Origin of the sequence: Paenibacillus sp. FSL L8-0708 (genome assembly GCF_038009325.1) — a bacterium.
Lineage (GTDB): Bacteria > Bacillota > Bacilli > Paenibacillales > Paenibacillaceae > Paenibacillus_AQ > Paenibacillus_AQ odorifer.
In genome coordinates this window covers 2,044,707-2,067,882 of the sequence record NZ_JBBPBC010000001.1, presented here as the reverse complement: position 1 = coordinate 2,067,882, position 23,176 = coordinate 2,044,707, and the positions used below count along the sequence as shown (strand labels likewise).

Below are 23,176 nucleotides of genomic sequence, written 5' to 3'. Positions count from 1 at the left end.
AAAAAAGCTACTAGAAACTGGTCGCCATGCCCACTTTAGGAGCTTGCTCCCGCCGGAAACGAATGCGGATCAGCCGCAGACGTTCATAATAGCTATCCAGCCCTTCTGCTGCTGAAAAATCCTCCCCATACACCTTATGCAGCACTGGCTTTAGAAAAAGATCTCCTACCTCTGCATAGGCATTCCATATCGCCTCCTGCTCATTCTGCGGCACATTTTTCAGTTCTACCTCGATCAATTTCTCCACGCAATAACCTTCTCTTTCCAGCTCCTCTACCGTCTCAATCAGTTCGCGACGGTTCACTCCACTGTTCACCTTAAGCTGTTCTAACCCTAACCCATTCTCGATCCCTTGCAGCAGAATTCGCCGTAATCGCAGTCTTTCTAGCTGTTTCTTATATTTGACCTCTTTCTGTTTATAGAGCCAGGATACAAAAGAATCCTCCTCAATTTCTTGGTGTACCCAATTCAAAGGAAAGGAATGTTCCCTTGCAGCCGTAGAGGTTATAGCCAACCAATCCGTGCCATATTGGGCTGCCTTTCCTTCCCCTACACCAGGGATCTGCAGCAGCTCCTCTGGTGTATGCGGCAAGAAAGTGCTTATCAAACGTAACAAACGATTGCTGGCAAGAATGTAAGGGGCTTTCCGTTCACTAGAAGCTCGGCTGCGGCGCCAAGCACATAACTCCTCATAAATAGCTTCGTTCCCATTATATTCACTGTAATATTGCAGCCTTAGCTGCTCCTGATTACGCCCGGTAAGGCCGTCTTCTTCATGAAATACGCCATCAATCAACGGCCGATAGCCATCCCCCATCTTCACCGCCAGCTCATGCCTGTAAACACAAAGCATTTCATTCCATGAACCACCCGCGTACCACAAATGCTCCTGTGTTTCCTCACCGCCTGAAAAATCACGCCAGCCCAGGCTCCACACTCCTTCTTCCTCTCCAATCCATAGCTGAGCGAACACCTCTTGATCCACCCCAGATATTCTGGATAAGCGATTCATAAATACAATTTGCATATTCATCCCTGCCTTTCTAGTCTTCAGCAAGCACTATACCTACCGGTCTGAGCTACTTATTCGCTGATGTGAATCCCACACTGTCAGACTCGGAAAACGCAAAAAAGCACCACTCTCACGATAAACGTGAAAGAGGTGCTCCCTCATTAAATGCTATACTGTTAGATCCTACAATACCATATATTTCCTAACAGTCAATATCTTTTTATACTAGTTCCTTGCCAAAGCTAAAGTTGCCAGTCCAATCGCACCTGCAAGTCCTGCATTATCTCCAAGCTGCGGTGGCACAACATAATTATCGATGTCGGTATTGAGCGCTGGATGCTGAACATAACCCTTCAGCAGCTCCTGCAGCTTGGTACGAATTAGCGGGAACAAGTGGCTTTGCTTCATGACACCACCGCCCATTACGATTTTTTCGGGAGACAGAATCAACACGTAATTCATAAGTGCATGTGCAAGATAATGAGCTTCCATATCCCAAGCTGGATGGTCAACAGGCAACTCGCCTGCTGGTTGTCCCCAGCGTTTGCCAATCCCCGGACCTGCGGCTAACCCTTCAAGGCAATCGCCATGATAAGGGCAGTAGCCCTCAAACGTGTCCTCTGGATGTCTGCGAACTAGAATATGTCCCATCTCTGGATGAGACAATCCATGCACCATCTGACCTCCAACTACTGCTCCCGCTCCAATGCCTGTCCCAACCGTAATATAAAGGCAGCTGTCCAGACCTTTAGCCGCTCCCCATTTACTTTCCGCAAGCGCTGCACCATTCACATCCGTATCAAAACCGATCGGCACGTTAAATTGCTCAGCCATTGTACCTACCAAATTATATTGTCCCCAGTGAGGTTTTGGTGTCGTTGTTATGTAACCATAAGTAGGGCTGTCCAGCACGGGATCAATCGGTCCAAACGATCCAATACCAAAAGCTTCTACATTCTTCCCATTAAAATAGTCGATTACGAGTCCCATCGTTTCTTCCGGTGTTGTTGTCGGAAAGCTAACTCGGTCCAGAATGGTACCGTCCTCATAACCAATTCCGCATACAAACTTCGTTCCGCCTGCTTCAATCGCTCCCAATAACTTCATAGCAACTATCTCCCTTCTCCATTAAGCAATAATCCGCCATCCAGTTTGAAAATAAAAATTAATATAAAATAAAACAATCAACAGCCCTTATTATACGTTGGATGAAGCGCTATCACAATAATAAAACTCCCTTCATGCTTTTTTGCATGAAGGGAGACTCTCCTTAACCCAGATCACCTAACTCAATCTGTACAATTCCCCGTTCGTCCTGCACCTCAGCGATCAAATGCATCAGGCTGCCAAATTCCAGTTCTTGAAATTTACGCGCGGCTGTTTCCCGTTGTAATTGCCATAAAGCTTCCGCCAGCTCACAGACCACAGGCACATCACAACGGATTTCAGCCAGCTCTCTTGATAGATGCAGCATATCAAGGTCGGCTTCAATTTTGGACCGTACACCTTTAGGGAGCAAGTGAAGATTCTCAATTACACCTTCAACTGTACCGTATTCCGTTAACAGCTTCAGCGCGGTTTTCTCACCAATCCCTTTTACACCAGGGTAATTATCACTTGTATCGCCCATAAAGCCCTTCAGGTCAATAACCTGTCTAGGGGTTAGACCTTTATCCTCAAGCAATTCTGCAAGGTCATAAACTTTATAGTTGGAGCGTCCTTTTTTCATAATGACGACCTTAACATTCTCATCAATAAGCTGCAGCATATCATGGTCACCCGTCAGAATGTAAACCTCAGAATTATCGCTGTAACAGGATGCTAGCGTACCAATGCAATCATCTGCTTCATAGCCGGCAAGACCGATGTTTGGCACACCTAGCTCAGCCACTACTTCTTTTACTAGATCAAATTGCGGAATTAATTCCAGCGGAGCTTCGATCCGGTTGGATTTGTATCCATCATATTTCTCGGTACGGAACGTTCCTTTACCCATATCCCAGCAGCATACGACATGAGAAGGCTCAAACGTACTTACTGCATCAAAAAAATACTGCAAAAATCCATATACCGCATTCGTCGGTAAACCTTCTTTTGTCTTGCGAATATATCCTCCATAAGAGGTCGCATAAAAGGCCCGGAACAGCAGAGCCATTCCATCTACAAGCATTACCCGGCCCGTTGTATCTGTTCTCACTTATAAACCTCTCCCTTGATCGTTGTATTGATATTAAACATTAGCCCAAGTATCGGCATATTGGTCTTCTTTGAATCCCACCGTAACTTTAACTCCATCGGTGACAATCGGGCGTTTGACCAGCATCCCGTGGCTTGAGAGCAGCTCTAACTTCTCCTGTTCCGTAAGCTGGGGAAGCTTGTCCTTCAGACCTAATGATTTATATACTTCACCGCTTGTATTAAAAAACTTTTTCAGCTCAAGGCCGCTGTTCGCGAGCAGCTCACGCAGCTCGTCCACCGTAGGTGGCTGCTCTGCGATGTGCTGAAGCTCCAGCTCATGACCTTGTCCCTGCAACCATTTTACTGCGCTGCGGCAGGTGCTGCATTTGGGATATTGAAATACTTTTAATTTGCTCATGCTGTGCTCCTTTAATAATCGGCTAATAATATCGTAACTACGGGGAATGTTTGAACTTCCGGCCGCTGTTGTCTACAGATTTCTTCAATTTTACCGTTAAACACGGTTGAAATCCGCAGACAAAGGCGGTCGCTATCGCTCCTACAGTTCCAATCCTCCCCTTCGCCACTCCATCGCCTGAATTATAATTTTATCACAAATCCGCTGTCGGACCTTGCTCCAATATTTTCTCCAAGGCTGCCATGTCAGGTGGCAACGGGGCTTCGAAAATCATTTCTTGCAAAAGCACAGGGTGCTTGAACGTCAGACGCACTGCGTGCAGTGCCTGACGCGGTATGGAAGCATCGAGTGCTGCAACGGTCTCCAATTGCTCGCTTTGAGTTGAAGTCAATTCTGGTAGATTGTACAGCTCATGACGGTACATGCTGTCCCCAATCAGCGGACAGCCGATTGAGGTCATATGGACCCGAATCTGATGCGTACGCCCACTCTCCAGCTTTAGTTCAACTCTAGAGCCAGCTGAATACACCTGCTTAACCTCATATCGGGTTAGGGAAGGATATCCATCCGGTGTCACGATACGCCGATGTGGCTCCTCAGGATCACGATCGATAGGGCCGTCGATATCGCCGGATAACTCCGCAGGAACCCCGTGAACAAATGCAGCGTAACGCTTATCCACAGTACCGGCGATCATCTGCTCGGAAATATGCTGATGGCTGTAAGGATTTTTGGCGATCACTAACACACCGGAGGTCTCCTGATCCAGACGGTGAACAGGCCGGAAACGGAAGCGTTCATTCTTCTGTGCCCAATAATAAACCACACCATTGGCAAGCGTGTCGGTGTAATGTCCATGTGTGGGATGAACTATAATTCCCGCTGCCTTGTTAACCACTAGCAGATGTTCATCTTCAAATAAAATCTCAAATGGAATCGGCTGCGGCAAAATATCATCCGAAGTCTCCGTTTCCATGCGAATCTGCACGGTATCTCCTGCCTTTACATGCACACTAATGTATACACGTTCACCGTTTAATGTAATGCCTTGCTCCGTCTGCTTCAGGCGAGAGAGCAGCTTGCGTGAGACATCCATCCGTTTGTGCAGGATGGTCTTCAGCAGGAAGTCATCCTCTTCAGGCGGTATGATATAAGTAATGGGTGAATAATAGCTTGTCATATTAGTCTCGGAACACCTTTTTACTGCGGATGTATTCTACATCAGTAATCCCTGACCGTGTATTAGCCGTTCTAGCCAAAGCAAAAAAATAATCCGACAATCGATTGAGATAAATCACCGCTTCTGGGTTAATGTCCGCAGTTCGCCCTAAGGTAACCGCCCGGCGTTCTGCACGACGGCAAACCGTGCGGCATACATGTAGAACCGAAGCCAGCTGACTACCTCCTGGCAGGATAAATTTCTCAAGTGGCGGATTCTCCTCTTGTAGAGTATCTATCCAGCCTTCCAGCCGCTGAGCCATCTCACTTGTCACCATATATTGACCACCATCAGCAAGTCTAACAAATGCTAAATCCGTGCCGCAATCAAACAGCTCATGCTGTATTTCGAGCAATTGCTCGCGGACATCGTCGAAATTATCACTTTCCATCAGGCTTCGTGCTTGCCCTACAAAACAATTCAGCTCATCGATCGTTCCGTAGGCCTCGACGCGGACATCATCCTTGCCGACCCGGCCGCCAATCACTGAGGTCTGACCTGCATCACCCGTACGTGTATAAATCGCCATGGTTTAAGCCTCCTATCCATTCTTAAAAAACATATACTGATAGTTTAAGCTTTCTGCTATAAGGAAGGCAATAAAGATAGCAAATTAAGAGTATAAACAAAAACACCATCATTAGTAAGAGTGCACAATCGAGTAGGAGGGGGCGGCTAGCCCCCGACCTCTCACACCACCGTACGTACCGTTCGATATACGGCGGTTCATGAAATATTCCGTAAGGAGTTGTATCTGTCCAATACACTCTTTAATCCATTGGCTTCCCAATATTGGTTATTCAATGCATGTTGTAGAATTGGACTCCCTGCAATTCGCCAATACCCTTTTCGGGTATTTCCCCACTCATAGGCTTTATCCTTAGGTACCCCTAAGGATATAAGTCTTTTGACTTTGGTTCTAGGGGTCTTCCACTGCTTCCAGAGGCACATTCGTAGCCTTCTTCGTATCCATTTATCCATATCTCGAAAGGTACTTGGGGTATCCGCCAGCGAGAAATAACCGCACCATCCCATGAGGTAGTGGTTTAGTTCCTTGATTCGCTCTTCCATCTTCATCGATCTCTTTCGAGAGGATATCTCCTGTATTCGAACCTTGACTCTCTGTAAGGACTGCTTCGCAATTCTCACCTTTGGTTCTTTGTCCACACTAAAACTAAATCCTAGAAACTTTCGTTTCCAGGGACGGTCTACCGCGCTCTTTACTTGGTTCACCTTCAGCTTTAGCCTCGTCTCGATGAATCGGGTGACCGTTGTCTTGACTCTCTCTCCTGCTCTTAGCGTTTTCACGTAAATATTGCAATCATCCGCATAACGAACGAAGCGGTGCCCACGTTTCTCGAGTTCTTTGTCGAGCTCATCTAGGACAATGTTAGATAATAACGGACTCAGTGGACCGCCTTGCGGGGCACCTTCCGTTGTCGGGGTTACTAACCCGTTCTCCATCACACCTGACTGAAGATATTTGCGGATAAGCAGGAGAACTTTCTTGTCCTCCACTTTCTCCGAAATCTTCATCATCAGTCGGTCATGGTTGACGCGATCAAAGAATTTCTCCAAGTCTAGGTCGACTACGAATCGATATCCTTCTTTCATAAAGGTTCGAGCTTTCCTCACCGCATCATGCCCTCGTCTTTTCGGACGGAATCCATAGCTATGGTCGGAAAACTCTGGATCAAACAATGGAGTTAACACCTGCGCGATTGCTTGTTGAATCATTCGATCTGTCACGGTAGGTATTCCTAGTAACCTAACACCTCCGCCACCGGGTTTCGGGATTTCGACTCGGCGCACGGGGCTCGGTTCATAGGTTCCTTCTTCTATGGCATGCCGCAAGGTCTGCCAGTTTTGTACGATGTGTTCTCGTAAGGATTTTACGGACATCCCATCTACGCCATGACTTCCTTTATTCGCTTCAACACGCTTTAAGGCTTGCAGAAGATTTTCCCGTGATAGCAGTTGCTCCAACATTTTTTTTTAACCTCTCTTTACGTGATTTATACCTTCCATTTGTGCCAAAGATGAACTCCGCCCTGCTGAAGACCCCCACGGGATTCACCGTTTCCTTCTTCAGTCAGGTCCTTTCGGATTTTTTTTTTCTGCATTCATCGCTCATCTTGAACGCCTGGATGTATAAATCCTATTCCATGTTCAGCCCTTCCGCAGCTGTTGCAACAGCTTGCGTACTATGGCGTCTGCTGACTTCTGTGCACTCAGCCTACTCTCACAAGTAGGGTTACGAAGTATACTCGCCTATCACACAGATCTCCCCAGGTAAGAACGCTATCTTCCTCTCCATCTATCTGCTTCATTTACTCTCGTACGCCTTTGGCAGTATGGACTTTGGTTTGTTGTGCAACCTCATCCAGCCTACGTTAGCCTTGTATGAAGTTCGTATTCCTCAGACCGGAGATTTGCCGCTGGCTTCCTTCAGATTCCACCTCGCGGTGGACACCCTTGCCTTAAGCTAATGGCTACTACTGCCTTCGCCATTCGGGACTTCAACCCTATAGATAGCGCCCATGCTGGGCGCACACAAAAAGAGGACCCTAGGGTCCTCTCAAGAGCATTCAGCAGCACTATTTTCCAGCTGGACGCCCCTTCATATACTCATTTATTTTGAGGTCCAATAAACTGCTAATTTCAATCACATTATCCGAAGTGAATGATTTTTCCTGCAGGAAAAGCTGCTCCATCTTGCTGCGGAGTATTCTAATTTCATCTTCCAGAGAGAGTATGCGAGCAGAAGCATCACCCTTGGGGGGTATTTTCCCATTTCCAGAGAAACATTTCCCACCATAGGAAGGTAAGTAATAATCGGCGCTAAGCACAATCATCCCTCCCAAAAGTATTATTGAGCGCGTGCTGCAAAAGAGCATAAAAGTTAAATAAAGCAACTTCAAAGCAACGCCTTAGTTCCAGAGTAAATGAATCCTTTTAAGTTCTATTATAGGGGCTAATTACTCTCAAAGTAAAATAATACCATAGGATTGTATGATCGGCTATAGTTCAATTTTCACTAATCCGTTCTCTCACGTGTAAGCTTTGTGACAAAAGCACCAATGCGTTCTACTGCTTCGTTCAGTTGGGATACTGATGTGGCGTAAGAACAGCGCAAGTAGCCTTCTCCACCTAATCCAAAGACACTTCCAGGCACAGCTGCAACCTTGTATTCAAGCAAAAGCCGCTGAGCAAATTGATCAGAAGTCAGCCCTGTCTTGCGCACGCTTGGAAAAGCGTAGAAGGCGCCCTGCGGCTCATGGCACTCCAGCCCTGCATCGCGTAGGCCCTTGACGATCAACCTCCGCCGTTGGTTATAGGAATCCACCATCCGGTCCTTCTCTTCCATCCCATTGGTCAGCGCTTCAAGTGCAGCCACCTGTCCCATAGAAGGAGCACACATCACAGTATACTGATGAATCTTAAGCATTGCAGCGATAAGATCCGGGTGACCACAAGCATACCCCATCCGCCATCCGGTCATTGCAAAAGCTTTGGAGAAGCCGCTAACCAGAATCGTACGGTCTATCATGCCTGGTAAAGAGGCAAAGCTGACGTGATTAATGCCATAAGACAATTCTGCATAAATCTCATCTGAAATCACTATAAGATCATGTTTCTCTACTACCTTAGCAATCGGCTCCCAATCTTCTCGGGTCATTACACTTCCCGTAGGGTTACTTGGGTAACACAAAATCAGAACCTTGGAGCGCGGAGTGATTTTGGCTTCCAAGCTTTCCGCAGTAAGTTTAAAGTTATTCTCACCAACCGTTTCAATACCTACAGGTATTCCTCCACCAATCGCGGTGATCGGTGAATAAGAGATATAACAAGGCTCAGGAATCAGAATTTCATCCCCCGGTGAAATCAGCGCACGTAGTGCCAAATCGATGGCTTCGCTTCCGCCAACGGTTGCTATAATTTGATTGGCAGGATCATATTCCACAGCAAAACGGCTGTGCAAGTAATTCGCGATCCCTTCCCGCAGTTCAGGCATCCCTGCATTGGATGTATACCCTGTAAACCCTCTTTCCAGCGAATAGACGCAAGCTTCTCTGACATGCCAGGGGGTCTTGAAGTCAGGCTCTCCGACTCCCAAAGAGATGATATCCTTACTGCCTGCAGCCAGATCAAAAAACTTGCGGATACCCGAAGGCTGAATTTGCTGTACCAACGGGGCCAAATAAGAATCCATTGATTTGCTGTCTTCTCCAGTTAGCTGCGATTTATTCGTGATCATATGATTACTTCCTTTATGGAGAGATCATCAGACGGTTGTCTTCCTCATGCTCTTCGAAGATGATCCCGTCCTGTTTGTATTTTTTAAGGGTAAAATTCGTTTTGGTTGAAAGTACTGAATCAATTGGAGACAGCTTCTCAGATACAAAATTGGCCACTTCACGTAAATTCCGGCCTTCCACTTCCACCAGAAGATCATAAGCACCAGACATCAGATAAACTGATTTGACCTGTGGATACAGGTAGATTCGCTCGGCAATCCCTTCAAAACCACGCCCTCGTTCAGGCGTAATCTGCACCTCAATCAGTGCGGTTACCTTCTCATCGTCCACTTTATCCCAGTTTACAACGGCGGCATATTTTACAATGACATGATCTTTCTCCAACTGCTCAATCGCAGTCTTCACATCTTCTTCTTCCGCGCCAAGCAGCGTTGCTAAGAGTGCAGTAGATCTTCTCGCGTCTTCCTTAAGCAGTTCCAGCACTTTCCTCTTAAGCTCGTTCATTTCCTTCATGCCTTCCCTCCGGATAGTTCGCCAATGACGGTACGCTATTAATGCGTCGCCCCGCGAAAAGAGTTTAATACTAATATGACATGAAATGTGCATCTCTGCAAACAAAATAACCCCATAGGAGCTTCCATGAAAGGCAGAGTTTACATAGAACATACACAAAAAAATAGAAAAAACGCCCGTTCTACCGGATTTAACCAGTAAAAACGGGCGTTATCTCCACACACATGAAGTGATTTGCTTCATTCGCCAACCATCATGGTTACATTAAATGGGAAGGCTGATGTTGTCCGTTAGCCGGGATATGAGCATTCTGAGCGTATGCGCCAAATTGCCCGGTTTTTTGTTGAACAAATTGCCCGGTTTGCTGTTGCATTTGCTGTGCGGTTTGAAGCTGCTTGTCCACATCTTGGCGCAATGCTTTTGCAGGTGCAGGATACATATTCAGTTGAGACATATGCGTGTATAAATCACCTTGGAGTTGCAAAGTGTCCATGGTCATAGTGTTAAAAACCCTACGAACGGCTGGACATGCTGATTCTGTAGCAGCTGTAGCATATTCGCGTACGGTCCGCTTCAAATCACACAAAATGGTGTTTAGTAAATCCTCATCCGGCATAAATGCCCCAGTATTTTGCGCGTTCATTAAATAACCTCCTTAGAATTAATATTGCAATTATTGTGGGCTTGTTGGCGCGTATTGTTGATGTTGTTGGATTAACTGAGTGAGCTCAGTCATGTGTTTGGTGTGATTTTGCATATGCTGCATACAAATTTGACGAACTTGTTGATTCTGTGTTGTCGCAGCTGTTGCTGCACATTGCTTAAGAAGCAAGTCCTCATTAGAGATGGAGTCAGCGATATATTCCAATTCCTTACCACTTAGCGCTTGCATTTGCGTTGATTGCATTTGTTGTAGTCCCTCCTTGTAGTTGATTCATACAGGCTTTAGTATGCCGCCTATGCCCGCGATTTATTTGCCGGAAGGCACTAGAGAGTTATGACAGAAATAAGAACATACCGCGAATGAGACGATAAAATGCCGCCAATACTAAATCACGGCACGAATGAAGGAGCGAACAATTCATGAATTTAAATAGTGGAAATACACCTTGGTCAAGCACTTTACAGAACCCTCCAACTTACCCCTCTCTAGAAGGTACTATTCATTGTGATTGCCTGGTTGTAGGCGCCGGAATGGGTGGGGCAATGGCCGCCTATCGCTTGTCCTTAATTGGAGCGGATGCTGTTCTGATCGAAAAAAGACGGGTCGGCAGCGGCAGCTCGCATGCTAACACTGGACTCCTGCAGATTTCCAACGATAAATCGTTAACCTCATGCATGAACACCTTTGGGCAAAAGAACGGTTTGCTCTTTTATCAGTTATGCCAGGCTGGGGTAAGGAACATTCTGGACCTGCCGGACAAGCTCGATATCGATCCGCAGATCATTCCTCGCAGCAGTCTTTTGTATGCCAGCACTCCTGCGGATGTACCTGCATTGCGGGAAGAATATGAGAATCTCGTGGCTAATGGCTTCGATTCTGAATTTTGGGAAGAGGATAAGATTGCAGCTCTGTACTCTTTTTCAAAACCAGCAGGACTTTATTCCCGTGGGGATGCCGAAGCGAATCCTTATCGAACGGTGCACAGCCTAATCGCCAAGGCAGCGTCGAATGGCGTCCGCGTCTTTGAACAGAGCGAAGCGAAACATTATGAGTTTACTGAGGATGGTGTGATTTGCCATACAGAAAGTGGCCGGATTATTGCCAAGGACGTTATTTTTGCAATGGGTTATGAAACACAGGAATTCAAAAAAGACCGGGGCGCTGAGCTGATCAACACGTATGCAGTGATGACCAAACCTCTAAAGGATTTTCCAAAGTGGCATGAGCGTAGCCTGCTGTGGGAGACAGCCCGCCCTTATTTATATTTTCGGACAACCCCTGAAGGCAGGATTATTGCAGGAGGTAAGGATGAGCAGCTGACAGACCCCGAACGTCGTGAGGTCCGAGTGATTTCTCAAGGTCAAAAATTGCTCGAAGAGCTTGAAGCCTTATTTCCAGAAATTAAAGGCATTGAGCTGGAGTACTCCTGGGGTGCTGTGTTCGGTTCTACTCGTGATGGGCTTCCATATATCGGCCCACATCCAAAGTTCCCTCACTGTTACTTCATCGAGGGCTACGGAGGCAATGGGACGGTGTACAGTATGATCGCTGCGGAGTTGTTAACGGATACGATTGCCGGCAAACATCGGCCTGAGTTAGATTTATTCTCACTCACCCGGTCAGCCAAACCCTCTCCTTCTAAGAGTTTGGACGTGATGAAACAGAACTGATTTTGTAGATAATAAAAACGGGGCTGGCCCTCGCAGCCGCTTCACTGCTTTTTGGACAACCCCGCTTTTTATTTTCCCTGCTTCAATCATAAATCCATCATCCCATGGAGCTTACGGACACAGTTGACGTTATTTACATGTTTTTAGCCTTTAAAGCAAGGTTTCGGACTCCAGTGATGCTATCCTTGGAAAGAGGCCCATATATAGGCGTTTTTCAAGCCAATAGCTGCACTCGAGTCCGATAGCATTCCAAATATCGGATAATGGTGCGATTAAGGCCGGTTGTGTCCGTTAGCGGGTTACTATGCGCATCCGACAGTGATTACATATTCGCACGCTTCCGACAACGGTCAACGGTCAAGTAAGGTCCAAAAAAAGAAGGGGCACGCCCCAGCAGCTATTAGCTTATGGGACCGCCCCTTTTTTTATATACTTATTCTTACGCCTGAGCGTTGCTCAAATTGCGTACGAGCTGAATCCGATCTTCCTGCGCCAGACTGTGCTGAACATGGAAGCAGGAAGGACATACGTAAACATTGAGTGAGAATGGAGCGGTTAATACCGACTTACCTAGTGTAGCTGGAGCAGACGGCTCAAAGCCGCTCACAGGCTGCTTACCCGCAAGGATCGTAAGCTCATGGCATTGAGTACATTCCGGAGCTTCCTCCTGAATGGCCAGAATAGCTGAGACACTCTCTTCGTACTTGTTCAAGTCATAATCATCGCCGAATTGATTAAGCGTATTATAGATTGGAACTACGCTGTCTTTATCAGGCGCTCCCCAAAGATCATCGTCATTAACAACCTCTTGTTTGGGTTCCTCTACGACTTCCTCTACTTCTTCTTCTTCGATGCCGTCAATCCCAACAGTGACCGTACGGTATCCGCTAAGCTCATTGTTACAGTGAGGACAATTCTCCTCAGGTCCAAATTCCTCGTCCCATACAATTTCAGTATGACACCAAGGGCATACAGTTGTTTCCATCTTTATAATCTCCTTCATACTTTCACTTTTAAATTTAATTCATCATTAAATAAATAATACCGGCTGCTATAAAAGCAATCGCTGACAGAAACAGAACTCGGGTGAGAATCTTCATGATTTCCTCCTAAGATACCCCACAAAGAGTGGGACTGCTCAATTCAAAGCTTGTCCAGATCCATAATCCTTTGCAGGGTGTCCTTATAAGGACGGATTTAAAAAATAGCCGCACCTATTACATAAGACAACGATACCGAGATCAGCATGGCAATAAGTCCAACAGCACGGTTATCCGCAGCGATCTCCTCGTCAATAGAGAATACAGGGGTCAGAAATTCAAATAAAAAATAGGCAAGCAGCAGCAGCAAAAAACCGACGACGGACCACTTCATTGTCTCGTAAATTGAAACACCAGCTTCAATACTGAAACGCAGTACGTTGCAAATTCCGAAGATTTTACCGCCTGTCGCCATTGCCACTGCCAGGTTTCCCTTACGTATTTCTTCCCAGCAATTATATTTCGTTACCATTTCAAAAAAAGACAGAAATACAACCAGCCCAAGAATCGCCACTGCAAAGTAGCCAAGCAAGGCACCTAGCGGATGACCCAGCAAAAGATCAATATCTTCTTGCACGCTTTCCCCTTCTTTCTGCCGGGAAATCCCGCTATTGCAGCTCAGCCACAGTTACGCCCGCGCCGCCTTCGTTATAATTCCCGAGCCGATAACTCTTCACATGCTTGTGCTTACGCAAATATTCCTGAATTCCTGTACGCAGCACACCCGTTCCTTTACCATGAATGATGGCGATCTGACCCAGATTACCTAAAAAGGCTTCATCGATAAAACGATCTGTCTCCATGATAGCTTCCTCCAGGTTAGTCCCGCGCAAATCCAGTTCACTGCGAATGTTCTCATCACGGGAACGTTTGACGGTTGTCGCATGGCGAAGGGCCGTTGGCGCAGCTGTTGCCTTCGAGGAGAGCAATTCCAAATCATCCAGCCTTACCTTCATCTTCATAATGCCAAACTGCACCAGCGCCTCTTTAGTACCGCTTAGCTCCACCACAAAGCCCTTTTGGTTCAAGCTGTCGACTTTCACTTCATCTCCAGGACCAATTGTACGTGGAGCCTTGGTAGTCTTGCGGGTAACAGCCTTCTTGCGCGGTGATGGCTCAGCTTCATCCAGACGTCGCCGCGCTTCAATCAGCTTATGCTCTTTAACTGAAGCTCCTTCTTCCATAGCCAAGCGGCGCAAATCACTGATAATTCCCTCAGCTTCCTTACGTGCTTTGTCCAGGATCGCGCTGGCGTCCTTCTCAGCCTTCTCGAGGCGTTTCTCACGCTGGCTTTCCAGCTTCTCAAGCTCTTGCTGTTGTCTGCTGCGCAGCTCCTCCACTTCGCGGCGGATGCCCTCTGCACGTTCATGCTCCTGTTCCGCTCCCAGCCGATTCTCTTCGAGAGAAGCAATCATATGCTCCACGCGCAGATCTTCTTCCTTCACTTCGCCGCGGGCATGCTCCAGAATCGCATGAGGCAGGCCTAGACGCTCGGCAATCGCAAAGGCGTTGCTTCGTCCGGGTACGCCGATCAACAAGCGATAGGTTGGGCTAAGGGTCTGGACATCAAATTCCATACTGGCATTGATGACTCCCTTACGCTCATAAGCGTATGCTTTCAGTTCGCTATAATGTGTTGTTGCGACCATACGGCATTCGATCCGGTGAATATGCTCCAGAATGGCAATTGCCAGCGCAGAGCCTTCTGCCGGGTCGGTTCCAGCCCCCACCTCATCAAGCAGAATAAGGCTCTTAGGAGTCATTCTACGCAGAATGGAGATAATATTAGTCATATGACTAGAGAAGGTACTCAGACTTTGCTCAATGCTCTGTTCATCGCCAATATCAGCATAAATGGCATCAAACACACACATCTGGCTGCCTTCCTCTGCTGGAATAAACAAGCCGGACATCGACATTAAGCTCAACAAGCCGATGGTTTTGAGGGTAACGGTCTTACCACCGGTATTCGGTCCGGTTACGATAATTGAGCTGTATTGATTGCCCAGCTCCACGTCCAAAGGAACCACATGCTCCGATGGAATAAGCGGATGCCGCCCTTTGCGCAGCTTAAGATAACCGCGGTCATTCATACGCGGCTGAGTAGCCTTCATATCACGAGCAAGACGCGCCTTGGAGAAGATGAAGTCCAGTTCTCCCAGAATATCAATATCGTAGGTCATTTCTTCCGCAATGTCGGCTACAAGTGCCGTCAGCCTGTGTAAAATGATCTCGATTTCCCGTTCCTCACGCAGCCGTGTTTCACGAAGTTTATTATTCATCGCCACAATAGACTCTGGCTCGATAAATAAAGTCGCTCCTGATCCAGACTGATCATGTACGATACCACCGAAATGGGCACGGTACTCTGCTTTTACAGGAATAACAAACCGATCACCACGAATGGTCACCAGCTGATCCTGCAGCATTTTCGCTACAGAAGACGAACGAATCATCGAATCCAGCTTCTCACGAATTCTGGTCTCTCCTCCGCGCAATTCACGGCGAATGTTAGCCAGCTCAGAACTAGCTGTATCAAGTACATCAGCATTCTCGTCTATACATAAACGGATGGCATCTTCCACATGTTTTTGCTCCGATAAAACGTCGCTCAGTGAGAACAGGAGCTCAATCTTTTCTTCCTCATGCATAGCTGCCAGGAAACGTTTGACTCTGCGTGCGCCGCCAATGGTATTTCCAACGGCCAGCAGCTCAGTTGTTCCCAGCATTCCGCCTATAGAAGCACGTTTGAGTGCAGCTCGAATATCGTTTACCCCGCCGAACGAAGGAATGCCCTTCAGGCGATCCACATTAGCCGCTTCATCCGTGGCTTGAAGCAGCTTCTTCACACCTTCGAAATCGCCGGAGGGCCTTAGCTGCTCCGCAGCTAATCTTCCCATGGGGGTTTGCGTATATTGCATTAATTTATTTAAAATCTTGCGATATTCAAGCGTATGCAAAATTTTGTCGTCCAATTACAGTCACAGCTCCCTTCATAGATGTTTCCATTATACAGAATTCAGGTCAATTTCGCTATTTGGGTCTTATTTTTAAGCATAGAATCACGTAATAAGGTCACAATAAGAACTGCACATATCCTTAGCATGGGCCAAAGGAGGTTAGTACAGTGAATTTCTTAAGTCATGTTGGTCGTTTTGTGGTCGCAGCGCTTGTTCTGATGGTTGTTGGCTGGATTGTTCCACAGTTCACGGTTGGTGGGTTCTGGAGCGCTTTAATCCTTGCACTGGTGATTGCGCTACTCGGCTGGGTAGTCGAAGGAATCTTCGGCAAAAAAGCAACGCCTTTCGGTCGTGGTATCGTCGGATTTATTGTCAGTGCGGTAGTAATCTGGGTCGCTCAATTCGTAGTCAGCGGAGTCAGCGTATCCATTCTGGGTGCCATCTTAGCAGCTCTTGTCATTGGGATTATCGACCTGTTTCTGCCGGTATCCACTCCATTTGAGGCAGCTAAGTAACAAAAGCTCTTCACAACACAGAACCCCCTATTCCGGTTCTTCTCCGGCAATAAGGGGTTCTGTGTTGTTTTTATGCAAAAGACACAATCTCCTCTTTATGACTCTCCGCACAGTTGACCACTCTGTTCTTGCCTTGCTTTTTAGCGGTATAGAGCGCTTTGTCTGTTTTACGAAAGAGAAGCTCTTTTCCATCCCCAAGCTGATAATCACAAATTCCAATGCTCACGGTGATCGGCTTGTTACCAGCCTGCAAATGTTCAATTCGAGCAATATTTTTCCGTAATTTTTCTACTGCTTCATAGGACTCCGAGAAACTTTTATCTGTAAAAATCACAGCGAACTCTTCCCCGCCATACCTAGCCGCAAAATCATTTAACTCAATCATGCCGCCAACCTTGTCCGCTATCACCTTAAGTACAAGATCTCCAACCCTGTGTCCGTAGGTATCATTCACTTGCTTGAAGTTATCAATATCGAAAAGAGCCAGCTGTAGCTGAAGGTTGTTGCTTTCACATTGCTCCAATAATGAATCCAAATATTCATGGAAGGTTTTATGATTATAGAGTCCAGTGAGTGCGTCTATCTTCAGCAGCTTATCCGAAATAGCCCTCTCCACCATTAGATCTTGGCCCGCCTTGGTTAATCTTTCTAAATTAATACGCGCTTCACGAGCACGAATAATTACTGCAATAGCCATCAGTACAAATACCAAAAATACACACTCTACCATCAAGAATTCAAGCAGCGGTTTATGTAGGAATGGCCGTTCCAACCCAAAATATACCCCGGCATAAAACACAATACTAAATAACCCCATTATGTACAGGAGCTTACGATCAAAATAAATAAGAGCAACCATAATCGGCATCATAAGTGTCATCTGAGCACCGTCAACAAAAGGCTCTAATACAAAATACATAAGGTAAGACACTAAAAACCCGCAGCTAACCACCCCATATTTAGGGGACTGTTTACTATAACGCAGCCACAGCTCCGCAGTAATCATAAGGAACACAATTAGTAAATTACAGGCTATAAATAAATGCCATAGATTCGTATCCATGGCTGTTTTTATTTGGAGTCGGTCAATATTCGACAAAAACAGCAACTGTGAGATTAATAAAAGAATGACTACCATCCAATAGCCTTTTAAGATTCTACGGTGCCAAACCTCCGTACTTAGCGCATCATTAATACTTGTAATATGTATCCCCTACTTTTATCCGTTAATGTAATAGCTTTCATTATAATAAATTTTAGTTATATTTTCATCATTTTTTTTGCAATTTACGACAAAGTTTGAACAGTCTACCTGTTCACATATTTTTCACATTTCATCAAAGCGCTTACTTAAATTTTAAGTTATGATGTCTACATAATTGTCACATTTTCACTATGCTTGGACTTCTTGGGAGGGGATTTAGATTATTAAAAAATTTGCAATTCTACTTTCAATGGTGTTCGTTATAGCACTTACAGCCTGTGGGAACAACAATGATAGTGCTGCTGGCAATGCTAACACAGCGGAGCCGGAAATCGAGGCAGAAACAGAACTCATAATTACAGCTACAAATTACAGCTTTGATCAGGAAGAATATCATCTAAAAAAGGGTGTTCCCGTCAAAATCATTTTTAAAAATGATGACGGCAATCACGGTATCCTTATTCCAGAGTTCGAGCTGCAGCTTAATGAAAAAAAATCCTCAAAGGTGATCGTACCCGAGGAAGCTGGAACTTTCGAAATGACCTGCTCCATTATGTGTGGCTCCGGACATAGCGGAATGAGAGCTACAATCATCGTGGAATAGATTACACATAAACAGCCGATTATTAGGGATTCCCCTGAGATCGGCTGTTTTTTTAATTTGAGCTCAATAATAAAGAGAGCTGACCCGAAATAGATCTCTCTACTCATCAGGTCAGCTCTCTTACTTGCATCCGGCACTCAACTGTCTTGCTCGATCAGTTGAATCCATTCATTATATTCATTTTGTAGCTTGGCATATTCCTCTTTAAGGTTACGATGCTCATCTGTAAGCTTGTCAAACTCTTCCTGACGCATTTCAAACTGGAGCTGCAACAAACGAAGCTGTCCTTGAACCATTTCATAGCTTTCACCAACTTCACCTAGCTGCTGAAGCACTTCGCTACGTTCACGATCAATAGCTTCCTGCTTCATTTCAGCCTCACCGGCTTCCTGCTGCCAAATGTCGATCTCCTCACGCAGCTTCGCTTCGAGATCCGTCCACTGCAGCTGCTGATCGGATAGTTCCTCGTACTTATGCTTCCAGGAAGCTCCGTACGCCTCTGCTTCCTTCAGCACTTCCTGTTGCTCAGCAACAGTAGCAGCAGCTTCACGACTAGCTTCAGATAACTCTTCTAAGCGTCGTGTTGCCTCTTCGCCTTCTTCCTGCAACAGTTGATATCTTTCCTGCAGGCGTTCTCCTTCTTGCAGTACATCGTCGTATTGAGCAATCAATTCCTCATAACGAACACGAAGCGCAGACAATTCCCTCTGAGCCTGCACACCTTGCTCCCGAAGTACCGCTGTTTCGCGTTCTGCATCTGTACGAAGCTGAACCTCCTGATCCAGCTGCTGTACTAATCCATCGGCTTGCCCACGTAGCGTGTCGATCTCTTTCTGGAGCAACACGGATTTCTCCTCAGACTCCAGCAGATTCATTTCCAGTTCACCAATATCTTCCATGCGTTTATCCGAAAGCTCCTGCCAGTTAGCCGCCTCTGCTGCTGATCCCGCAAGCTCTTCCTGAACACGGTGCAGATTTTCACTCGTCTCCTGTAGTGACGCTCTTAGCTCTGTAGCTTCATTCTGTGACTGTTGATAACGCTGGCGTAACTCTTCCAGCTCCTCATTCAACAGTGTGCCCAGCTCAGTAGCCGTGCGCAGCTCTTCACTGAGCTGTTCTTCACGTTTAACAATCGCTTCATATTGTCCAAGAAGCGTCTGTCTTGCATCTCGCTCACTCTTAAGACTGGCTTCAGCCGCACGTAATCTGGACTGAAGTTGCCCTGTCCCACCACGAAGCTCAGCCAGCTGTTTTTCCAGCTCTTGAATATTTTGCTTATGTCTATGCTCTTGAGTGCCTTGTGACTGCCGCAGTTCCTTATTCTTGGTTTGTTCCCGCTGCAGTGCTTCACGTTCTTCCGCCAGCTCTTTGCTCAACTTCGCTTTGGTACTCTCAAGCTCTTTACCTAACGTCAACTTGGTATCCTCAAGCTCCTTACCCAGCGCCAATCTGGTATCTTCGAGTTCTTTACCTAATGTAGACTTGGTAACCTCAAGCTCTTCCTCCAGTGTTGACTTGGTCTCGGTCAGCTCAAGCTGCAGAGCAGACAGCGTGTCTGTCTTCTCCTTGGTCAGCGTCTCCCGGATGTTCTCCAGCTCTTGCAGATGAGCAGCCTTCTGCTCCTCCAGCTGCTGCAAGCGGATGGCTTCCGCCTTCGCCAGTTCCTGCCGCTGGTGTTCACGACTAGCTGCCTGCTCTTCTTCGTAGCTTGTCCGCAGTGCTTGCAGCTCTATCTCGCGCTCAAGCAATTCTTCTTCCAGCTTCTTACGTGCAGCTTCCACAGCTTGCACTGCCTCCTGAAGCTGTTCCGCATGTACCTTGCGTTCATTCTCCTGAATCTCCAAATGCCGCTTACGTTCTTCCTCCGCAGCAGCAATCAGTCGCCCAGCCTCTTCTTTGGCCGCAGCTTCAAGTCGCTCGAATTCTTCTTGCCGCTCCCGCTGTACCTCCAGCAGGCGAGATACTTCCAATCGCAGTTCACTGCGTTCACCTGTCATCATGTTTAGTTCATTTTTGAAGTCCTGAACCTGAATAGCCTGCTCCGCCATATGTACAGCTGCAAGCACCGCTATACGCGGTGTGTCCAGTCTGGTGTGAGATTTAGAAATCGTGCGCATATGTTCATCAACATAACGGGCCACTTGTTTCATATATTCAGTACTGCTTCCGACGAGTTTATAGGAAGTTCCGTATATCTCCACGGCGACACGTGTCCGGTCCATAGCCACAGTTGTGCCCTCCTTTGTATGTGTGCGGATTCTAAGCTAGTTTCACTTCTTCTATTGTAGCTTTTTTGGTAAGCATTTGGCAAAATCCCTAATATTCAATAGATTATGGCTGATATTCTCCGCTTTGCACTCTACCTAGAAAAAGCCGCAGCGAATCTCAGTTTCTAAATGGATTCGCTGCGGCTTTACACAATTCCTGCTACTTTCTTAATTCTGCACCAAAAGTTTGTTGAAGAGATGCTAATACCTTCTCATGCACCTCTCCTACTTCCTCATCAGTCAGTGTATGTTCACTATGACGATACAGCAGTGAGATCGCGATGCTCTTCTTTCCATTCTCCAGCTTACCACCAGTATAAACGTCAAATACCTGTACGGACTGGAGCAAAGAACCTCCGTTATCGCGGATGGAAGCTAGCAGATCGCCCGCTGGTACAGCGGAATCCACGACCACAGCAATATCCCGCTCCATTCCTGGGAAACGCGGAAGCTCATTATATTGCAAACGGCTTTGCGCACTTTCATATAACGGCTGCAATAAGATTTCCGCCGCATAAGTATCCACCAGATCCAGCTGTCTTTGCAGATCCGGATGAATCTGTCCCATCGTTCCGATCTTCACACGACCCTCGTTTCCGAGTAAATATACCGACGCGGAACGCCCAGGATGATATCCTTCTGGACTATCTCCTACATAGACGATTTTATCGGTCAGCCCTAAATGAGCAAATACCGTTTCCAGCGCGCCCTTCAAATCAAAGAAGTCCACAGGCTGTGCCGAAACATTCCATTGCTTCACTGTTAAGCTTCCGCTAAGCAGCAGCCCCAGCACCGGCAGTTCGCGTGGCTGACGAGTCAACTGTTCTTCATCCGTGAAGAAGACGTTGCCGATTTCAAACAATGCCAAGTCGCTTTGACGACGATTGGTATTGTAGCTGGCAATATCCAAGAGTTGTGGTAGAAGGCTGGTACGCAGTACGCTGCGTTCTTCACTCATCGGCATAGCCAGCTTCACCGCTACTGCTCCTTCTGATAACTCAGGGAACATTGTGCTTTGTTGCGGCTGGATGAAGGAGTAACCCATCACCTCTTGGTAACCGCCATGTGACAATAGGCGACGCAGTTCACGACGGAGCGCTTGCTTGTGAGTTAGTGCTCCTGGTGTTGTAATTCCTTCAATTAGAGTCGTTGGAATATTGTCATACCCGTACAGGCGGGCAATTTCTTCAATAAGATCAACATCATAGCTGATATCGCCTCGTCTGGTTGGGACTTGAACTTCAATCAGCCCTTGTGCGGTATCTCCACATTTGAAATGTAGACGGCCAAACAATGTCTTCACTTCCAACAAGGACAAATCCGTTCCCAGATAACGATTCAGTTTCTCTAAGGACAAGGTGAGAACCTTCTCTTGAACAGCGTCAGTTCCTGCTTGCACGATGCCTTCATGGACCGATCCGCCAGCATAACGTGCAATCAGTACGGCTGCACGGTTCAATGCAGGAATAACTGCACTTGGATCCACCTCCTTCTCGAAACGAAGGGAGGCTTCCGAGCGAAGTCCCAATTGACGCGAGGTTTTACGAATCGTTCCTCCATCAAACTTAGCAGATTCCAGAACAAGGTTTACCGTCTCAGCAGTAACCTCTGTATCCCGTCCACCCATTACTCCGGCCAGACCTACAGCTTTTACTCCATCAGCGATAACGAGCATTTGCGGCTCTAGCTTACGCTCTTGACCGTCAAGTGTAACCAAAACTTCACCTTCATGAGCAAGACGAACGCCGAGTTCTCCACCTTGTACTTTATCTGCATCAAAAGCATGCAGCGGCTGTCCATATTCCAGCATCACATAATTGGTAATGTCCACGATATTATTAATTGGACGAACCCCAGCAGCCATCAGACGATTCTGAATCCACAGCGGTGATGGTGCAGGTTTAACACCTGCAATATAACGAACTGCATAATGGCTGCAGTATTCTTCATCTTCAATCTTGACGGAAATGGAATCCGCAGCAGGACCACTGATCTCAATCATTTCGCTTTTTGGATCAGGTAATTTAACTTCACGCCCAAGAATTGCACTTACTTCATAAGCAGCACCAATCATGCTGAGGCAATCTGAACGGTTCGGAGTCAGATCGAATTCCAGAATCTCGTCATCTAAACCGAGGACCTTGGAAATATCCTGACCAATCTCTGTCCCTTCAGGCAGCACAAGAATACCTTCTTGTTGCTCTTTTGGAAGCAATTTATCATTCAGTCCCAATTCTTTGGCCGAGCAGATCATTCCTTGCGACAGGACACCGCGCAGCTTGGCTTTTTTGATATCCAGTCCTGGCAGCTTTGCGCCAACCATTGCTACAGGTACAGTTTGACCTGCAGCTACATTTTTTGCGCCGCAAACGATTTGTAGCTCCTCATCTTGGCCCACATCCACGATACATACGTTCAGCTTGTCTGCATCAGGATGTTTTTCCTTTGATTTTACATAGCCGGTTACGATGCCGGAAATGCCTTTATTGCGGCGCTCTACGCCGTCAATCTCAATGCCGGCAGCGGTAATCTTCTCCGCTAGCTGTTCGGCGGTTACTCCTTCAATCGATGTATAATCAGCCAACCATCCGGTTGATACTTTCATATCCGCTCACTTCCTTTATGTTTCAGATGTATTTATTTCACTGTCGTT

21 protein-coding genes are annotated in these 23,176 nt (G+C 46.6%); 3 read left to right on the top strand and 18 right to left on the bottom strand.

The genetic code is table 11. The features are described 5' to 3' along the window. Positions 1 to 10 precede the first annotated feature (10 nt). The 12 genes from NYE58_RS09390 to NYE58_RS09335 all read right to left on the bottom strand — a co-directional run bounded on the left by NYE58_RS09390 (position 11) and on the right by NYE58_RS09335 (position 10,506). A complete protein-coding gene (locus NYE58_RS09390; protein WP_076219947.1) occupies positions 11 to 1,027 on the bottom strand; it encodes an HRDC domain-containing protein in 1,017 nt (338 codons plus the stop codon). A 210-nt stretch (positions 1,028 to 1,237) separates the two neighbouring features. Continuing rightward, positions 1,238 to 2,119 (bottom strand): ROK family protein, encoded by an 882-nt coding sequence (locus NYE58_RS09385; RefSeq protein ID WP_051491338.1) that lies wholly within the window; start codon positions 2,117 to 2,119, stop codon positions 1,238 to 1,240. 163 nt (positions 2,120 to 2,282) lie between these two features. Beyond that, positions 2,283 to 3,182 (bottom strand): 5'-3' exonuclease, encoded by a 900-nt coding sequence (locus NYE58_RS09380; protein ID WP_076126491.1) that lies wholly within the window; start codon positions 3,180 to 3,182, stop codon positions 2,283 to 2,285. A 60-nt stretch (positions 3,183 to 3,242) separates the two neighbouring features. Then, positions 3,243 to 3,608, bottom strand: a complete 366-nt coding sequence (locus NYE58_RS09375; RefSeq protein ID WP_341001594.1) for an arsenate reductase family protein — start codon at positions 3,606 to 3,608, stop codon at positions 3,243 to 3,245. A gap of 193 nt (positions 3,609 to 3,801) precedes the next feature. Next, complete coding sequence (locus NYE58_RS09370) at positions 3,802 to 4,788, bottom strand: RluA family pseudouridine synthase (protein ID WP_076219945.1); 987 nt, start codon at positions 4,786 to 4,788, stop codon at positions 3,802 to 3,804. A 1-nt stretch (position 4,789) separates the two neighbouring features. After that, positions 4,790 to 5,356, bottom strand: a complete 567-nt coding sequence (locus NYE58_RS09365; RefSeq protein WP_076126402.1) for a cob(I)yrinic acid a,c-diamide adenosyltransferase — start codon at positions 5,354 to 5,356, stop codon at positions 4,790 to 4,792. Positions 5,357 to 5,553: 197 nt separating this feature from the next. After that, positions 5,554 to 6,816 (bottom strand): group II intron reverse transcriptase/maturase, encoded by a 1,263-nt coding sequence (gene ltrA / locus NYE58_RS09360; protein WP_036681916.1) that lies wholly within the window; start codon positions 6,814 to 6,816, stop codon positions 5,554 to 5,556. A 608-nt stretch (positions 6,817 to 7,424) separates the two neighbouring features. Then, positions 7,425 to 7,613, bottom strand: a complete 189-nt coding sequence (locus NYE58_RS09355; protein WP_232061510.1) for an aspartyl-phosphate phosphatase Spo0E family protein — start codon at positions 7,611 to 7,613, stop codon at positions 7,425 to 7,427. 251 nt (positions 7,614 to 7,864) lie between these two features. Beyond that, positions 7,865 to 9,085 carry an aminotransferase class I/II-fold pyridoxal phosphate-dependent enzyme gene (locus NYE58_RS09350; protein ID WP_036683526.1) on the bottom strand — a complete coding sequence of 407 codons (1,221 nt, stop codon included), beginning with the start codon at positions 9,083 to 9,085 and terminating at the stop codon, positions 7,865 to 7,867. 13 nt (positions 9,086 to 9,098) lie between these two features. After that, positions 9,099 to 9,599, bottom strand: coding sequence for an Lrp/AsnC family transcriptional regulator (locus NYE58_RS09345; RefSeq protein ID WP_036683529.1), 501 nt, complete (start codon positions 9,597 to 9,599; stop codon positions 9,099 to 9,101). 259 nt (positions 9,600 to 9,858) lie between these two features. Then, a complete protein-coding gene (locus NYE58_RS09340; RefSeq protein ID WP_076126401.1) occupies positions 9,859 to 10,242 on the bottom strand; it encodes a spore coat protein in 384 nt (127 codons plus the stop codon). Between the two features lie 30 nt (positions 10,243 to 10,272). Next, positions 10,273 to 10,506 (bottom strand): spore coat protein, encoded by a 234-nt coding sequence (locus NYE58_RS09335; RefSeq protein ID WP_036683535.1) that lies wholly within the window; start codon positions 10,504 to 10,506, stop codon positions 10,273 to 10,275. 176 nt (positions 10,507 to 10,682) lie between these two features. On the opposite strand from NYE58_RS09335, the gene NYE58_RS09330 reads away from it, so the two are divergent. Next, positions 10,683 to 11,933: an NAD(P)/FAD-dependent oxidoreductase gene (locus NYE58_RS09330; protein WP_076277655.1), complete on the top strand. Its 1,251-nt coding sequence runs from the start codon at positions 10,683 to 10,685 to the stop codon at positions 11,931 to 11,933. Positions 11,934 to 12,372: 439 nt separating this feature from the next. Here NYE58_RS09330 and NYE58_RS09325 read toward each other — a convergent pair whose 3' ends face one another. From NYE58_RS09325 to NYE58_RS09315, 3 genes are all read right to left on the bottom strand, one after another. Continuing rightward, positions 12,373 to 12,918, bottom strand: coding sequence for a hypothetical protein (locus NYE58_RS09325; protein WP_081387621.1), 546 nt, complete (start codon positions 12,916 to 12,918; stop codon positions 12,373 to 12,375). A gap of 212 nt (positions 12,919 to 13,130) precedes the next feature. Next, positions 13,131 to 13,550: a DUF350 domain-containing protein gene (locus NYE58_RS09320; RefSeq protein WP_036683543.1), complete on the bottom strand. Its 420-nt coding sequence runs from the start codon at positions 13,548 to 13,550 to the stop codon at positions 13,131 to 13,133. A 31-nt stretch (positions 13,551 to 13,581) separates the two neighbouring features. Then, a complete protein-coding gene (locus NYE58_RS09315; protein ID WP_076277654.1) occupies positions 13,582 to 15,948 on the bottom strand; it encodes an endonuclease MutS2 in 2,367 nt (788 codons plus the stop codon). Between the two features lie 152 nt (positions 15,949 to 16,100). Here NYE58_RS09315 and NYE58_RS09310 point away from each other — a divergent pair, with 152 nt between their 5' ends. Continuing rightward, positions 16,101 to 16,448: a phage holin family protein gene (locus NYE58_RS09310; protein ID WP_036683548.1), complete on the top strand. Its 348-nt coding sequence runs from the start codon at positions 16,101 to 16,103 to the stop codon at positions 16,446 to 16,448. Between the two features lie 70 nt (positions 16,449 to 16,518). Here the strand turns inward: NYE58_RS09310 and NYE58_RS09305 are convergent, their stop codons facing one another. Next, positions 16,519 to 17,586 carry a GGDEF domain-containing protein gene (locus NYE58_RS09305; RefSeq protein WP_076220126.1) on the bottom strand — a complete coding sequence of 356 codons (1,068 nt, stop codon included), beginning with the start codon at positions 17,584 to 17,586 and terminating at the stop codon, positions 16,519 to 16,521. Positions 17,587 to 17,902: 316 nt separating this feature from the next. Here NYE58_RS09305 and NYE58_RS09300 point away from each other — a divergent pair, with 316 nt between their 5' ends. Continuing rightward, a complete protein-coding gene (locus NYE58_RS09300; RefSeq protein ID WP_256719075.1) occupies positions 17,903 to 18,256 on the top strand; it encodes a cupredoxin domain-containing protein in 354 nt (117 codons plus the stop codon). 137 nt (positions 18,257 to 18,393) lie between these two features. Here the strand turns inward: NYE58_RS09300 and NYE58_RS09295 are convergent, their stop codons facing one another. After that, positions 18,394 to 20,484, bottom strand: a complete 2,091-nt coding sequence (locus NYE58_RS09295; protein WP_076277653.1) for a hypothetical protein — start codon at positions 20,482 to 20,484, stop codon at positions 18,394 to 18,396. Between the two features lie 199 nt (positions 20,485 to 20,683). After that, positions 20,684 to 23,128 (bottom strand): phenylalanine--tRNA ligase subunit beta, encoded by a 2,445-nt coding sequence (gene pheT, locus NYE58_RS09290; protein WP_076126389.1) that lies wholly within the window; start codon positions 23,126 to 23,128, stop codon positions 20,684 to 20,686. Positions 23,129 to 23,176 lie beyond the last annotated feature (48 nt).